The sequence below is a fragment of the Streptomyces tibetensis genome (genome assembly GCF_007655005.1).
In the GTDB taxonomy this organism is placed as follows: domain Bacteria; phylum Actinomycetota; class Actinomycetes; order Streptomycetales; family Streptomycetaceae; genus Streptomyces; species Streptomyces tibetensis.
Genome location: NZ_SZVW01000002.1, coordinates 451,732 through 466,707, shown reverse-complemented (window position 1 = coordinate 466,707; position 14,976 = coordinate 451,732). Strand labels below are relative to the sequence as shown.

Annotated in this window: 9 protein-coding genes; 7 read left to right on the top strand and 2 right to left on the bottom strand. The window is 68.9% G+C overall.

Annotated features, from left to right (window positions below):
- Positions 1 to 38: 38 nt before the first annotated feature.
- The 5 genes from FDO69_RS04465 to FDO69_RS04445 all read left to right on the top strand — a co-directional run bounded on the left by FDO69_RS04465 (position 39) and on the right by FDO69_RS04445 (position 6,433).
- The gene (locus FDO69_RS04465) at positions 39 to 1,031 is read left to right on the top strand and encodes an ABC transporter permease (RefSeq protein WP_104778384.1); all 993 of its coding nucleotides are present in this window, start codon (positions 39 to 41) and stop codon (positions 1,029 to 1,031) included.
- Positions 1,025 to 1,897: a carbohydrate ABC transporter permease gene (locus tag FDO69_RS04460; protein WP_104778383.1), complete on the top strand. Its 873-nt coding sequence runs from the start codon at positions 1,025 to 1,027 to the stop codon at positions 1,895 to 1,897. Before FDO69_RS04465 ends, FDO69_RS04460 begins: the two co-directional genes overlap by 7 nt.
- A gap of 45 nt (positions 1,898 to 1,942) precedes the next feature.
- Positions 1,943 to 3,598, top strand: a complete 1,656-nt coding sequence (locus tag FDO69_RS04455; protein ID WP_104778382.1) for an ABC transporter substrate-binding protein — start codon at positions 1,943 to 1,945, stop codon at positions 3,596 to 3,598.
- 112 nt (positions 3,599 to 3,710) lie between these two features.
- Entirely contained in the window at positions 3,711 to 4,394 is a 684-nt protein-coding gene (locus FDO69_RS04450) for a hypothetical protein (RefSeq protein ID WP_104778379.1), read from the top strand.
- Positions 4,391 to 6,433: a beta-galactosidase gene (locus tag FDO69_RS04445; protein WP_104778377.1), complete on the top strand. Its 2,043-nt coding sequence runs from the start codon at positions 4,391 to 4,393 to the stop codon at positions 6,431 to 6,433. Before FDO69_RS04450 ends, FDO69_RS04445 begins: the two co-directional genes overlap by 4 nt.
- Here the strand turns inward: FDO69_RS04445 and FDO69_RS04440 are convergent.
- Entirely contained in the window at positions 6,379 to 8,364 is a 1,986-nt protein-coding gene (locus FDO69_RS04440; RefSeq protein WP_104778375.1) for an alpha-glucuronidase, read from the bottom strand. The two genes, FDO69_RS04445 and FDO69_RS04440, sit on opposite strands and share 55 nt — an antisense overlap.
- A 20-nt stretch (positions 8,365 to 8,384) precedes the next feature.
- A complete protein-coding gene (locus FDO69_RS04435) occupies positions 8,385 to 12,182 on the bottom strand; it encodes a GH92 family glycosyl hydrolase (RefSeq protein ID WP_170320836.1) in 3,798 nt (1,265 codons plus the stop codon).
- Between the two features lie 368 nt (positions 12,183 to 12,550).
- On the opposite strand from FDO69_RS04435, the gene ngcE reads away from it, so the two are divergent.
- Positions 12,551 to 14,005, top strand: a complete 1,455-nt coding sequence (ngcE, locus tag FDO69_RS04430; RefSeq protein ID WP_104778373.1) for an N-acetylglucosamine/diacetylchitobiose ABC transporter substrate-binding protein — start codon at positions 12,551 to 12,553, stop codon at positions 14,003 to 14,005.
- A gap of 44 nt (positions 14,006 to 14,049) precedes the next feature.
- Positions 14,050 to 14,976 (top strand): carbohydrate ABC transporter permease, encoded by a 927-nt coding sequence (locus tag FDO69_RS04425; RefSeq protein ID WP_104778372.1) that lies wholly within the window; start codon positions 14,050 to 14,052, stop codon positions 14,974 to 14,976.

Genomic DNA, 14,976 nt, shown 5'->3' with positions numbered 1-14,976 from the left:
TTCGGTTCCGCGTCCCATGTCCACGGGAGGCCCGAGCAATGAGCACGTCCACCACATCGGCCCCGCCGGGGGCCCAGGACCAGCCGTCGGCCCGGGCCGCTCCCCGGCGCGGCAAGCGGGCGCCCGCCCGGACCGGTCGGCGGCGGGCACTGCGCCGCGACTGGCAGTTGTACTCGCTGGCGATCCTGCCGCTGCTGTTCTTCCTGGTCTTCCGCTATCTGCCGATGATCGGCAACGTGATCGCCTTCCGGCGCTTCGAGCCCGGCGGTTCGATCTTCGGCGAGGACTGGGTGGGGCTGCGCTATGTGCGGATGTTCCTCAGCGACCCCACCTTCTGGCAGGTGTTCCGCAACACCCTGTGGCTGGGCGGGCTCACGCTCGTCTTCTGTTTCCCGATCCCGATCGTGCTCGCGCTGCTGCTGAACGAGGTGCGCCGGCGCTCCCTGAAGCGGTTCGTGCAGTCGGTGTCGTACCTCCCGCACTTCCTGTCGATCGTGATCGTCGCGGGCATCACGATGCAGATGCTGGCGAGCGACGGCCCCGTCAACCACGTCCTCGGCCTGCTCGGCCACGACCCGGTCCGCTTCATCCAGGAACCCGGATGGTTCCGCACCGTCTACGTCGGTTCCGAGATCTGGCAGACCGCCGGCTGGGGCACGATCCTCTACCTCGCCGCGCTCACCACGATCGACGAGGACCTGTACGAAGCCGCCCGCATCGACGGCGCGGGCCGCTGGCAGCAGATCTGGCACGTCACCCTGCCCGGCATCCGCCCCACCATGATCACGCTGCTGATCCTCAACGTCGGCACGTTCATGGCGGTCGGCTTCGAGAAGGTGCTGCTGCTGTACAACCCGCTGACCTATCCCACCGCGGATGTGATCTCGACGTACGTCTACCGCGCCGGCGTGGAGTCCAACAGCTTCAGCTACGCCGCCGCCATCGGCCTGTTCGAGGCGATCATCGGCCTGGTCCTGATCACGTCCGCCAACACGCTCTCGCGCCGCACGGTGGGGACGAGCCTGTGGTGAGGCCGAGCCGCTCCCAGCGGGCCTTCCAGGGCGTCAACGGGGTGATCCTCACGCTCGTCGTGCTGGTGACCCTCTACCCGTTCGTCAACATCATCGCGCGGTCCTTCAGCGGGGAGCGGCAGATCCGTGCCGGTGAGGTGACCCTGCTGCCCAAGGGGTTCAACCTCACCACGTACGAGATCGTGTTCCAGGACTCGATGTTCTGGCGGAACTACGGCAACACCGTGCTCTACACGGTGGTGGCGACGGCGGTCGCCATGGTGCTGACGACCTGTTACGCCTACGTCCTGTCGAAGAAGCACCTCAGGGGCCGGGGCGTGCTCGTCGGCATCGCCGTGTTCACCATGTTCTTCACCGGCGGCCTGATCCCGAACTACATCCTGGTCACCAGCCTCGGCCTGAAGAACAGCGTGTGGGCGATCGCCCTGCCGAACGCGATCAGCGTCTTCAACCTGCTGGTGATGAAGGCCTTCTTCGAGAACCTGCCGACGGAACTGGAGGAGGCCGCGCAGATCGACGGCCTGAGCACCTACGGCACCCTGCTGAGGATCGTGCTGCCGCTGTCCAAGGCGGTCGTGGCGACCATGGTGCTCTTCTACTCGGTGTCCTTCTGGAACTCCTGGTTCAGCGCGTTCCTCTACATGGACCGGACCGAGCTGATGCCGGTCACGGTCTATCTGCGCAACCTCATCCAGGGCGCCACCGGCGGCGGCAACGCCGGTGCCGGAACCGAGCAGCTCAGCCAGGTCGGCGCGAACATCCAGTCGGTGACCATCGTCCTCACCGCCCTGCCGATCCTCTGCGTGTACCCGTTCGTCCAGCGCTACTTCGTCTCGGGCGTGATGCTCGGCGCGGTCAAGGGCTGACCGCCGCACCTCTCCTCGACTGACATACGGAACAAGGGGGTTCCCGTGAACAACGAAGGACAGCTGTCGCGGCGCCGGATACTCGCCGCGGCCGGCTTCATCGGCCTCGCCACGGTCACCGGCTGCGGCGGCGGGGACGACGGCGGTGACGGCAAGGACTTGTCGAAGAAACAGAACGGGGCCATGAAGAGCTACCGGGCCGGGCAGCAGTTCAAGGCGTCCCGGCCGCTGTCCTTCTCGGTGCTGCACAACAACAACCCGGTCTACCCGATGAAGAACAACTGGCTGTTCTGGAAGGAGGTCACCAAGCGCACCGGCGTGACCCTCAAGCCGGTCGACGTCCCGCTGGCCGACTACGAGAAGAAGCGCAGCGTCCTCATCGGCGCGGGCGACGCACCCTTGCTGATCCCGAAGACGTACCACCCCTCCGAGGTCGCCTTCGTCTCCTCGGGCGCGATCCTCCCGGTCAGCGACTACGTGAAGCTGATGCCCAACTTCCGCGAGAAGGTGCGCAAGTGGAAGCTGGAGCCCGAGCTCGACTCGATCCGCCAGTCCGACGGCAGCTACTACCTGCTGCCCGGACTGCACGAGAAGCCCAAGGCCGGCTACTCGCTGTCCTTGCGCACGGACGTCCTCGACCAGCACGGCCTGAGCCTGCCCACCACCTGGGACGAGGTGTACGACGTCCTCAAGGCGCTCAAGGAGGAGCACCCCGGAAAGTACCCCTTCACCGACCGCTGGAGCACCAACACCCCGTTCCCGTGCGGGGCGTTGTTCATGTACCTCGGCCAGGCGTACGGGGTGAAGGCGGGCTGGTCGTACGACAACATCAGCTTCGACCACAAGGCGCAGAAGTACGTCTTCACCGGCGCACAGGACGCCTACCGCCAGATGATCGAGTACCTGCGCCGACTCGTCGCCGAGAAGCTCATGGACCCCGAGAGCTTCAGCCAGACCGACGACCAGGCGCTGCAGAAGCTGCTCGCCGAGAAGTCCTACGCGATGAGCGCCAACCCGCAGGTGCTGGTGCAGGACTACCGGTACAACCTGGAGAAGCAGGTCAAGGGCGCGAGGATCGAGATGGTGCCGGTGCCGCTCGGGCCCGCCGGTCCCGTCGTGCTGGGCGGCAGCCGGCTGGAGAACGGTGTCATGATCTCCAGCAAGGCGCTGAAGAGCGACGACTTCGTCGCCATGATGCAGTTCGTGGACTGGCTCTGGTACTCCGACGAGGGCCAGCGGCTGGCCCGCTGGGGCGTCGAGGGCGTCACCCACACGCGCTCCGTCGGCCGGTACCGGCCGAAGCCCGGCATCAGCCTCATGGGCTCCGACCCGGACGCCCCGAAGGACATGCAGAAGGACTTCGGCTTCTACAACGGCGTCTTCGCCTACGGCGGCAGCTGGGAGCTCGTCTCCTCGATGTTCAGCCCGGACGAGAAGAAGTTCCAGGACGCCATGGCCAAGCGCCGGCAACTGCCCATCGACCCGGCCCACCCCCTGCAGTCCTTCGAGCAGGAGCAGGCCACCCTCTGGGAGACCCCGCTCAAGGACCACGTCATCCAGAACACCCTCCAGTTCGTCCTCGGCAAGCGCCCGCTGTCCCAGTGGAACTCCTACCTCGCCGAGCTGAAGTCGAAGAACATGCAGCAGCTCGTCGACCTGCACAACAAGGCCTACGAGCGGTTCAAGAAGGAGAACGGGTGATCCGCGTCGCCGACCCGCCCCGCGGCCGGCTCACCTGTGGCACGGCGGTGCGGCCCCGGGCGTGGCGGGGCGTCCGGCACGTGCGGCGGCTGCCCGGCCGGGCAGCCGCCGCATGAGCACCGCGCGCACCTCCGACTTCGGCACCGGCACCCTCTCCCGCGCCTGCGCCCTGATCCACACCCTCCTGACCGTCGAGGCGCTGCTCCTCCTCACCGCCTCCCCGGGCCTGGCCGCACTGCTCCTGCTCCGACCCGACCCCGCCAACCTCCCCCTCGCCGCCCTGTGCCTGCTGCCCCTCGGACCGGCCCTGACCGCCGCGCTCTACGCCCTCCACCACCGCAGCCGCGACCTCACCGAGCTGCACCCGGCCCGGGCCTACCTGCGCGGCTGGCGGCTCAACGCCGTACCGGCGCTGAAGCTGTGGACACCCCTGCTGACATGGCTGACGGTCATCGCCTTCACCCTCACGCACTTCTCCGCCACCGGTCTGCCCGGCTGGTGGGCGCTGCTGCTCGCGGTGATCGGCACCGGCTCCCTCCTCTGGGGCGCGCACGCCCTCGTCCTCACGTCCCTGTTCGCCTTCCGCGCCCGCGACACCGCCCGCCTCGCCGCGTACTTCCTGTTCCGGCACGGCCGCGCCACCCTCGCCGCCGCCTCCCTGCTGATCCTGACGGCCGCGTCGGCGACCCTGCTGACCGAGGCCCTGCCCGCTCTGCTGGCCGCTCCGCTGCTGCTGTCCCTGCTGCACGGCAGCCGCTCGGTGATCGCCGAGACGCGGAAGGACTTCACCGCATGACGCACAAGATCCGCTACGGCGGCGACTACAACCCCGAGCAGTGGCCGCGGGAGGTCTGGGACGAGGACCACCGCCTGTTCACACGGGCCGGCATCGACACCCTCACCGTCGGCGTCTTCACCTGGTCCCTCACCCAACCCGCCCCGGGCACCTACGACTTCACGACCCTGGACCGCATCCTGGACCTGGCCGCCGACGAGGGACGCCGGGTGTGCCTGGCCACCGGCACCGCCGCCGTCCCGCCCTGGCTCGCCCAACGGCACCCCGAGGTCAACCGCACCGACTTCGAGGGCCGCCGCCACCGCCACGGCCAGCGCCACGCCTTCTGCCCCACCTCACCGGCGTACCGCGAGCACGCCACCGCCATGGCCTCCCGTCTGGCCGAACGGTACGCGCACCACCCGGCCCTGCTCGCCTGGCACATCAACAACGAGTACGGCGGCTCCTGTTACTGCGAGCTGTGCGCCGGGGCTTTCCGGGAGTGGCTCCGGGACCGGCACGGCACCCTCGACGCCCTCAACGACGCCTGGTGCACCACCTTCTGGTCCCACCGCTACACCTCCTGGGACCAGGCAGAACCGCCGAACGCCCTCACCGAGCACTGGCGCGGCCCCGACCACACCGCTTTCCAGGGCATCACCCTGGACTACCTCCGCTTCACCACCGACGCCCTCCTCGGCTGCTTCCTGGCCGAGAAGGAGGTGATCCGCGCCCACGACCCCGACACCCCTGTCACCACCAACTTCATGGGCCTCTTTCGCCCCCTCGACTACCACCGCTGGGCGCCCCACCTCGACTTCGCGTCCTGGGACAACTACCCGGCCCTGGACGCCCCGCCGACCCGGCCCGCCCTCGCCCACGACCTGATGCGCGGCCTCAAGGACGGCGCCCCGTTCTGGCTGATGGAGCAGACCCCGTCGACGACGGCCTGCCGTGACGTCAACCCGCTGCGGCGCCCCGGCGAGCTCCGCCTCGCCACCTTCCAGGCCATCGCCCACGGCGCCGACGCCACCCTGTACTTCCAGCTGCGCGCCTCACGAGGCGCCTGCGAGAAGTACCACGGGGCCGTCATCGGCCACTCGGGCCGCGACGACACCCGGGTCTTCCGGGAAGTCGCCTCCCTGGGCAGGGAGCTGGAGGCCCTGGGGGAGCGGACCCTCGGTGCGCGGACCCCCGCCCGCACCGCGCTCCTGTTCGACTGGGACAGCTGGTGGGCCCTGGAGATCTCCGACGGCCCGTCCCGGCTGGTGAAGTACCCGGACGTGGTCCACGCGTATTACCGGGCGGCCCGCGAGGCCGGCGCCGACGTGGACGTGATCCCGCAGACCGCCGACCTCACGCCCTACGACGTGGTCCTCGCCCCCGTCCTGCACATGGTCAAGGGGGACCTCGCCCGGCGCCTCGAAGCCGTGGCCGCCCGCGGCGGCACGGTCCTGACCACGTTCCTCTCCGGCCGCGTCGACGAGCACGACCGCGCCTTCCTCACCGACGTGCCCGGCCCGCTCGCGCCCCTCATGGGCATCCGCGTCGACGAATGGGACGCCCGCCCGCCGGAGTTCACCCAGACCGTCCCCGAGCTGGGGGCCCGGGCCCGGCTGGTCTTCGAGATCGTGCTCCCGCGCGGCGCCGAACCCGTCGCCGGCTACGGCACCGACTTCTACGCGGGCACCCCCGCCGTCACCCGCCACCCCTTCGGCGACGGCGAGGCCTGGTACGTCGCCACCGCCCTCGACCAGCCGGGCACCGCCCAGGTCGTCCGGCGGATCCTGACCCGCCACGACCTGCTCGGCCCCTATGCCGACCAGCCGGCGGTGGAGGCCGCGAGCCGGGTCGCCCCCGACGGGACCCGCCTGCTCTTCCTCCTCAACCACGCCACCGAACCGGCCCACCTGACAGCGCTCGGCACGGCCACCGACCTCCTCACCGGCAAGCGGGTGGACGAGGGCGAACCCCTGATACTCGACCCGCTGGGCGTGGCGATCCTTCAGTGGATCCGCCGCCCTCGCTCGTCCGGCACCCCGGATGCGCGGAAGAAGTAACTGTTGACCTGGTCCCGCCATTCACGGGCACTGCGCAGCTGCTCCTCGTAGCGCTCCGTCACCCGGGCATGGCGCGCCGGGTCCACCAGCCCGGCCAGCGAGGCCCACACCGCCCGGGCCTCCTCGACCTCCTCGACCCCCTCGAAGTGGGTGTCGTAGATGTGCTGGACCACCGTCTTCCCGCTCTTGAGCACATGCCCGTACGGCACATGGTGGAAGAACAGCAGCAGCTCGTCCGGGCAGGTCTTCGGCGACTCGTACAGCTCGGCCCACGGTGTGCCGTACTGCCCGGCGAACCCCGTACCGCCCGTCACACCGCGCTCGACCCCGATGCCGTCCCGGTCGGCGAAGTGATAGGTCCCCCAGGGGCTGTACTCGTACCCCTCCACACTCGGCCCGTAGTGGTGCCCCGGCTGCACCATGAACCCGACGCCCAGGGGAGCGGTGTACTTCTCGTACGTCCGCCACGAGCCGTCGAGCACGGCGTGCAGCCCGTCGGCCAGCCGTGCCGGGGCGTCCGGGAAGGTGAGCGCGATCCACTCGTCGAGCACCGCGCCCGGCTCGGCGTCCGGCTGCCAGGCCAGCCGGCCGAACGTGTACAGATTGGCCTGCGCCAGCGGATGCCCCGTCCAGAACGGGTCGTCACCGACGTTCGACACCGCGACGAGCCCGCCCCGCGCCGACTCGCCCACGGTCGAACCCTGTTGGATCCGGAACCGCAGCACTTCGCTCCACATCGGGCCCAGCCAGCACGTGTGCCGCTGCTGCCCGGTGTACTCCTGGGTGACCTGCAGCTCCACCGCCAGCCGGGTCCGCGGCATGGCCCCGATCAGCGGCGAGACCGGCTCCCGCACCTGGAAGTCCATCGGCCCGTGCTTCACCTGCAGCACGGCATGGTCCGCGAACTCCCCGTCCAGCGGCACGAAATGGTCGTACGCCGCCCGCGCCCGGTCCGTCGTGCGGTCCCGCCAGTCCTGGCGGTGGTCGTAGACGAACGCCCGCCAGTGCACCGTGCCGCCGAACGGCTCCAGCGCCGCCGCCAGCAGGTTCGCGCCCTCGGCGTGACTGCGGCCGTACGCGAACGGACCCGGCTGCCCCTCCGAGTCGGCCTTCACCACGTACCCGCCGAAGTCTGGTATCGCCTCGTACACCCGCCGCGTCGCCTCGGCCCACCAGCCGCGCACGGCCTCGTCCAGCGGATCGGCCGTGGGCAGCCCGCCCAGCATGACCGGGGACGCGAAGGAGACCGACAGATGGGTGCGGACGCCGTAGGGACGCAACGCCCCCGCGATGGCGGCCACCTCATCGAGGCGATCGGTCAGCAGACGCGCCTCGGTCGCGTGCACGTTGACGTTGTTCACCGACAGCGCGTTGATCCCGCACGCGGCGAGCAGCCTGCCGTACGCCCGCACCCGGTCGAGTTCGTCCCGTGCCCTGCCGTCCTCCCAGAACAGCGAGCCGCCCGCGTACCCGCGCTCCACCTGGCCCATCACCGGGTGCACGGCGACGTTGTCCCAGTGGTCGAGCATGCGCAGCGTGAGAGCGGGGCGATGGGTCTTTGGCGTCCACGCGCCGGAGAACGCCGCTTCACCGAGCCGTACGAGATGGAACAGGCCGTACAGCAGCCCGCGTCCGCCGAAGGCGGTGACGGTCGTGGTGCCGCCCTCCCGGGCGACCGTGTAGTCCTCGTCACCGAGGTCATGGACGCCGAGGTCGAGGACCAGGTCGTACGCGCCGTCCCCCGGCTCGGCACCGCGCACGACCCGGCCCCCGAACCGTCGGCAGGCGTCCGCCACCTCCCCGTGCACCGTCTCCACCAGCGGACCCGATCCACGGATCAGCGTCCGCCGGCCTCCGACCGACCGGAAGGCGGCGGGCGGCAGCCAGGCCGGGTCGACGCCCTCGGGCAGGACGGGCACGGGAAGCGGCATCGGACCCCCAACTCGGTTGCTCAGGAGAGCAGTTCCACCTCCGCCAGGGTGGCCTCGCCGTCGAGGACCAGGCGGTACTTCTCGTACGTACCCGGCGACCTCACGGAGAACGCGCGGGTCTGCCTGTCCCAGGCGAAGGACTCCGCGGAGCGCCGGTCCAGCGTCCGCCACGTGGTGCCGTCGGAGGAGCCCTGGAGCGTCCATCCGGCCGGTGCCTTCGCCCGGTCGGCCGACGAGGTCAGCGTGTACTGGACCGCCTCGGCGCCCGCGGGGACCGGCAGATCCACGGAGGTCGTCGTCGCGTCCGTCGCCGACGTGTCGTCGAACAGGGCGCCGTCACCTTCCAGCACGTCCCGGCGCGGCGCCGGCACCTCGTCGTCCCGGGTGATCGACACGGGCGCCGCGTGCTCGCCCGTGCCCCAGGACGACGGCCGCGCGCCCATGTCGAACTCCAGGACACCGCCCTCGGCGACCAGCGCGTGCGGCAGCGACGTCTTCGTCCACGCGCGGCCGTTGACCTTCAGCCCCTGCACGTACACGTTCCTCGCGCTGTTGCGCGGCGCCTTCACCACCAGCTCGCGCCCGCTGTCCAGACGCACGGTCGCCTTGGTGAACAGGGGCGATCCGATCGCGTACTCGCCGCTGCCCATCACCAGCGGGTAGAAGCCGAGCGCGGAGAACAGGAACCAGGCCGACTGCTCGCCGTTGTCCTCGTCACCGTGGTAGCCCTGCCCGATCGCGCTGCCCGTGTACAGCCGGGACAGCACCTCGCGGACCTTCTCCTGCGCCTTCCAGGGCTGCCCGGCCGCGTCGTACATGTAGATCGCGTGGTGGGCCACCTGGTTGGAGTGCCCGTACATGCCCATCCGGACGTCCCGCGCCTCGGTCATCTCGTGGATGACACCGCCGTAGGAGCCGACGAACTCGGGGGAGGCCGTCTCCGGGGTGGAGAAGTAGTCGTCGAGCTTGTCCGCCAGACCCTTCCGGCCGCCGTACAGGTTCGCCAGACCCCGGCTGTCCTGCGGGGCGGTGAAGGCGTAGCCGTACCCGTTGGTCTCGGTGTAGTCGTGGCCCCAGACGCGCGGGTCGTACTTCGAGGACTCCACCCGCCAGTCGCCCTTCGCGTCCCGGCCCTGGAAGAACCCGGCCTTCGAGTCGAAGAGGTTCACATAGCCCCGGGCGCGGTTCAGGAAGTACTCCGACTCCTCCTGGTAGCGCCGCTCGCCGGTCTCCTCGTAGAGCCTGCGGCCCATGCGGGAGATGCCGTAGTCGTTGAGGTAGCCCTCCAGCGCCCAGGACAGGCCCTCGTGTGTCTCGGTGCTCGTGTAGCCGAGGAAGGGGGAGGTGGCCATGCCCTTGCGGCCGACGCCCGGGTTCGGCGGTACGACCGTGGCGTTCTTCACCGCCGCGTCGTACGCCGCCTCGGCGTCGAAGTCGACGCCCTTGACGTACGCGTCCGCGAACGCCACGTCCGAGGACGTGCCCGTCATGAGGTCCGCGTAGCCGGGGGAGGACCAGCGTGAGGTCCAGCCGCCGTCCTTGTACTGCTGCACGAATCCGTCGACCAGCTCGCTCGCCCGGGACGGGGTCAGGAGCGAGTACGCGGGCCAGGTCGTCCGGTAGGTGTCCCAGAAGCCGTTGTTGACGTACACCTCGCCGTCGACGATCTTCGCGCCGGTGTGCGTCGGGGTGTCCGGGGTCGGCATGGGGGAGAAGGGCGAGGCGTACTTGTGCCTGCCGCCGACCTTCTCGAACCCGGAGTTCGGGTACAGGTAGAGCCGGTACAGGCTGGAGTAGAGGGTCGTCAGCTGGTCGGGGGTCGCGCCCTCCACCTCGACCCTGCCCAGCAGCCGGTCCCACTGCCGCTGGGCGCTCTTCTTCACCGCCTCGAAGGACCGGCCCTCCGGGATCTCCCGGCGGAGGTTGTCCTCGGCCTGGTCGAGACTGATGAGCGAGGTCGCCAGGCGCAGGGTGACGGTCCGGTCGTCGGCCTTGAAGCGCAGGTGGCCCTTGACGCCGCTGGAGTCGCCCCCGGTCACCGGCTGGTCGAACTCGCCGTGGACGAACAGCCGGGTCGCGCCCGCCGACAGCCCGGACTTGACGTCCGAGTAGCCGGTGACGATGCCGTTGTCCTTGTCGAGCGTCAGCCCTGCCTGGTCCGTCACGTTGTCGAAGAGAACGCTCGCGTCGTCGCCCGGGTAGGTGAAGCGCAGCACCGCCGCGTGGTCGGTCGGTGCCATCTCGGCCTTCAGCCCGTTCTCGAACCGCACCCCGTAGTAGTACGGCCGCGCCGTCTCGTTCTCGTGCCGGAAGGCCAGCTCCCGGGCCTCCCGCCCGTACTCCGGGGTCCCGGTGGCCACGGACGGCATCACCTGGAACGTCTGCCGGTCACCCATCCAAGGGCTCGGCTCGTGGCTGGCGCTGAACGCCTGGATCGTCGGCAGGTTGTCCGCGTTGTTCGCCCGCGCGTAGTCGTACAGCCAGCTGAGCGAACCCGCGTTGGTCACCGGCGTCCAGAAGTTGAAGCCGTGCGGCACCGCCGTCGCCGGAAAGTTGTTGCCCCGCGAGAACCCGCCGCTGGAGTTCGTCCCGCGGGTGGTCACCGCGTAGTCCGACCGATGTGCCTTCGGCCGCTCGGGCGCGACGGACTCGATGCTGATGTCGTCCAGCCAGCCCCGGAACCTCGCCGGGCCCTTGGCGGAGTCGTACGCCACCAGGATCCGGTCCACGGTCTTCCCGGCCGCGACCGACCCGATCCGCGAGGCCACGTCGTTCCACTGGTTGACGTAGAGGATCTTCGCCGCGCCCTGCCCCTGCGGGGTCAGCGGGAAGCCGTGCTGGTCGGTGGCGCGCAGCTCGCTCAGGTGGGTGCCGTCGGTGAAGGCGAGGTCGACGGAGACGTTCGTGGCGTCGTAGTCGAGGTCGCCGTCCGCCATCGACGGGAAGACGCGGTAGGCCAGCCGCGTGTTCCGGCCGACGGCCACGTTCACGTCGAAGATCTTGTTGTACGAGTACGCCCGCCCCCCGGTGGTGTGCCGGCCGGCGTACCGCAGAGCCCGCTTTCCGGTGAACCCGGCGCCCGCCTTGGCGGTGGGGGAGCCGCTGGGGCCGCGGTCGACCAGGGAGAGCATGTCCTGCGGGACGGGCCCGTCGGTGCCGCCCGTGGACAGCTGGAGGTCGGCGAGCTGGAGGATGTCGCCACCGTTGTTCCCGGTGACGTCCAGCCGGAAGTGCCGGTACTCACCCGGTTCGGCGAGGTCGTACGTCTTCGTCCGGAACCGCTCGGAGAAGGTCTCGCCGGAGCGGGTGTCCAGGGTTTTCCAGTCCTTGCCGTCGGCGGACCCCTTCAGAGCCCAGTCCTTCGGGTCGCGCTCGTCGTGGTCGTTGGCCGACGTCAGTGCGTATTGCGCCAGTTTGACCGGCTTGTCCAGGTCGAACTCGGCCCAGCCGGAAGGCTCGAAGGTGAGCCACTTGGTACTCGGTTCACCGTCGACGAGGTTCTCCTTCACCTCGCCGCCGCCCGCGTTCTCGGCACTCGCCCGGACGTCGGTGACCTGGTCGGTCACATTGCCCGGTATGCCGCTGCTGTAGCCGCCGTCGACTCCTGAGGCCCGCTCGGCGCCGTCGGGGCCGGTGTCGACGGTGTTCACCCAGTCCGGAACCGGGTTGTCCGCCTCGAAGGAGGACGCGAATTTCCGATCCGGTTTTCCGGGGGCCTGCGACAGTGCGACCGCAACGCCCTGCGAACCCAGGGCCAAAGCGAAGGCGGTCGCCGACACGACCGCCGAACCCCATCTGTGCCGAGCTTTCCGCTGCATCAACGGGTACCCTCCCTGCGCAGTGGACAACGTTGTCACCTTCGATGCGCAAGGACCAGTAGTCGCCCAAGTGACGGGGAGTGTCAAGGGTGTTGCCTGTGGCATTCGGGCGCGACGACCGGGATATTTCCGGCGGAGCACCCGCAGGCCGCCCATGCTTCCGCGAGGTCTCAACTCGGATAAGACCCACGGCCAACTCTGTGTTCGATGTTGATCCGCTGGCGGGAAGTGGACTATACCTGTCGCACGCTTCACCCGATCTGCACATCACCACCCGCACGTTCCTGCACGACCCAGCTTGACCCGATCGCGGTGCCGGGGAGGATCCGGTTCACCGCCTGAGTCCTGGAGAAGGCGAGGACTTGAGCATGGGATCCACTTCCGCCGAGAACCACGGCACCGAGGGTGTCGGCCGCCGTGATCTGATCAAGAGGTCTGCCGCACTCGGGCTGATCTCCGTCCCCACCATGAGCTTCCTGTCCGCCTGCGCGAGCAGCGGCGGCGACGACAGCGGTGACAAGGCGAAGGCCGGCAAGAAGACCGCGAAGAACCCGCTCGCCGTCAACGACACGGCCGGTATGGAATTCGTCCTGTTCGACGGCGGTTTCGGCAAGGAGTACGCCGAGGACGCCGTGAAGATCTACGAGAAGAACTTCCCCAAGGTGAAGGTGAAGTTCTCCGCCACCCAGAAGATCCAGTCCACGCTCCAGCCCCGCTTCAACCAGGGCACCCCGCCGGACCTCATCGACAACTCCGGCGCCGAGCAGATGGACATGGGCGTCCTGGTCGGCAAGGACCAGCTCACCGACCTCACCCCGCTGCTGGACGCGCCCTCCTACGACGACCCGGACAAGAAGGTCCGTGACACGCTGCGCCCCGGCATCGTGGAGATGGGCCAGTTCGACGGCGAGAAGGTCTGGATCCTGTACTACGCCTACACGGTGTACGGCGTCTGGTACTCGCAGAAGGCCCTGGACTCGCTCGACGAGCAGTACCCCGAGACCTGGGACCAGATGCTCGCGGTCTGCGCGAAGGCCAAGAAGAAGGGCATGGCCGGCTGGACGTATGCGGGCAAATACCCGTACTACCTCCCCTTCGCGCTCTACCCGATGATCGGCAAGGTCGGCGGCCGCGAGGTCCTCGACGCGATCGACAACCTGGAGCCGAACGCCTGGAAGCACCCGGCCGTCAAGGCCTGCTTCGAGGCGTACTACGAGCTCTACAAGAAGGGCTACGTCCTCAAGGGCACCCCGGGCCTGGACCACATCCAGTCGCAGACGGCCTGGGCCGAGGGCAAGGCACTGTTCATCCCGAACGGCTCCTGGGTGGAGAACGAGTCGGCGAACGTCATCCCGAAGGACTTCGACCTGGCCGTCTCCGCGCCCACCGGCATCGACTCCTCCGACAAGATGCCGTTCGGAACGATCTGGGCCTCCGGCGGCGAGCCCTTCATCGTCCCGGCCAAGGCGAAGAACGCCGCCGGCGGCATGGAGCAACTGCGCATCATGCTCAGCGAGGCCTCCTCGAAGAACTTCACCGGCAAGGTGAAGTCGCTGACCGCGTACAACGGCGGCACCGACGGCATCGCCCTCACCCCCGGTCTGAAATCCGGTGTCGCGGCCCTGGACAAGGCCGGCGAGAACGTGGTGAATCCCCGTATGCAGGACTGGTACGTGCAGTTGCAGAAGGAGAAGATCGGCGTCTCGGGCCTGGGCGAGATGATGGCCGGCCGCCTGACTCCCGCCGAGGCCATCAAGAAGATCCAGGCCTTCGCCGACGAGACCGCCAAGGACGACTCCATCAAGCACTACAAGCACCAGTAACGGCACCGGAAAACCCAAATTCCGCACACGGCACCGGAGTGGCGATGCAGCACGGCAAGTACCGGTTCATCGTGGGCTTCCTCGCGTTGCCCCTGGGACTGTACGCGCTCTTCGTGGTCTGGCCGTTCATCCAGTCCATCTATTACTCGTTCACGGACTGGACCGGCCTGAGCCCCGAATTCAAGATGGTCGGTTTCGACAACTACAGCCGCATGCTCGACGACGAGATCTTCTGGAAGTCGTTGCAGCACAGCCTGCTGTTCGCCCTCCTGCTGCCGGTGGTGACGATCGGCCTCGCGCTGTTCTTCGCCTTCATGATCAACGTGGGCGGCAGAAAGAGGAAGAACGGCCCGGTGGTCACCGGTGTCCGGGGCTCCTCGTTCTACAAAATCGTCTATTTCTTCCCGCAGGTCCTCTCGATCGCCATCGTCGCGCTGATGTTCGCGTTCGCGTACAACCCGGACAGCGGTGCGATCAACTCGCTCCTGCGCGGTATCGGCCTGGACGACGTCCAGCCCCTGTGGCTGGGCGACCCCGATCTGGCCCTGTGGGCGGTGATGGGGGTCCTGGTCTGGTCCACGGTCGGCTTCTTCGTGGTCCTCTTCTCCGCCGGCATGGCCTCCATCCCCTCGGACATGTACGAGGCTGCCCTGCTGGACGGCGCGAACCGCGTCACCACGTTCTTCCGGATCACCCTGCCCCTCCTCTGGGACACGGTGCAGTCCGGCTGGGTCTACATGGGCATCCTCGCCCTGGGCGCCGAGTCGTTCGCGGTCGTGCAGATCATGACGACCGGGCCGGGCGGTCCCGACTACTCGACCACCGTCATGGTCCTGTACGTGTACCAGAAGGCGTTCCGTGACGGGCAGGCCGCCTACGCCACCACCATCGGTGTCGCCCTGCTCGTCGTCACGCTGGCCTTCGCCGCCGTGGTGATGCGGCTGGGCCGTCGCGAGCGGCTGGAGTACTGA

Excerpts from the sequence above, each read along its gene's own strand:
- FDO69_RS04465 (WP_104778384.1), top strand. The coding sequence starts at position 39 with ATGAGCACGTCCACCACATCGGCCCCGCCGGGGGCCCAGGACCAGCCG.
- FDO69_RS04450 (WP_104778379.1), top strand. The coding sequence starts at position 3,711 with ATGAGCACCGCGCGCACCTCCGACTTCGGCACCGGCACCCTCTCCCGC.
- FDO69_RS04445 (WP_104778377.1), top strand. The coding sequence starts at position 4,391 with ATGACGCACAAGATCCGCTACGGCGGCGACTACAACCCCGAGCAGTGG.
- FDO69_RS04440 (WP_104778375.1), bottom strand. The coding sequence starts at position 8,364 with ATGCCGCTTCCCGTGCCCGTCCTGCCCGAGGGCGTCGACCCGGCCTGG.
- FDO69_RS04435 (WP_170320836.1), bottom strand. The coding sequence starts at position 12,182 with ATGCAGCGGAAAGCTCGGCACAGATGGGGTTCGGCGGTCGTGTCGGCG.
- ngcE (WP_104778373.1), top strand. The coding sequence starts at position 12,551 with ATGGGATCCACTTCCGCCGAGAACCACGGCACCGAGGGTGTCGGCCGC.
- FDO69_RS04425 (WP_104778372.1), top strand. The coding sequence starts at position 14,050 with ATGCAGCACGGCAAGTACCGGTTCATCGTGGGCTTCCTCGCGTTGCCC.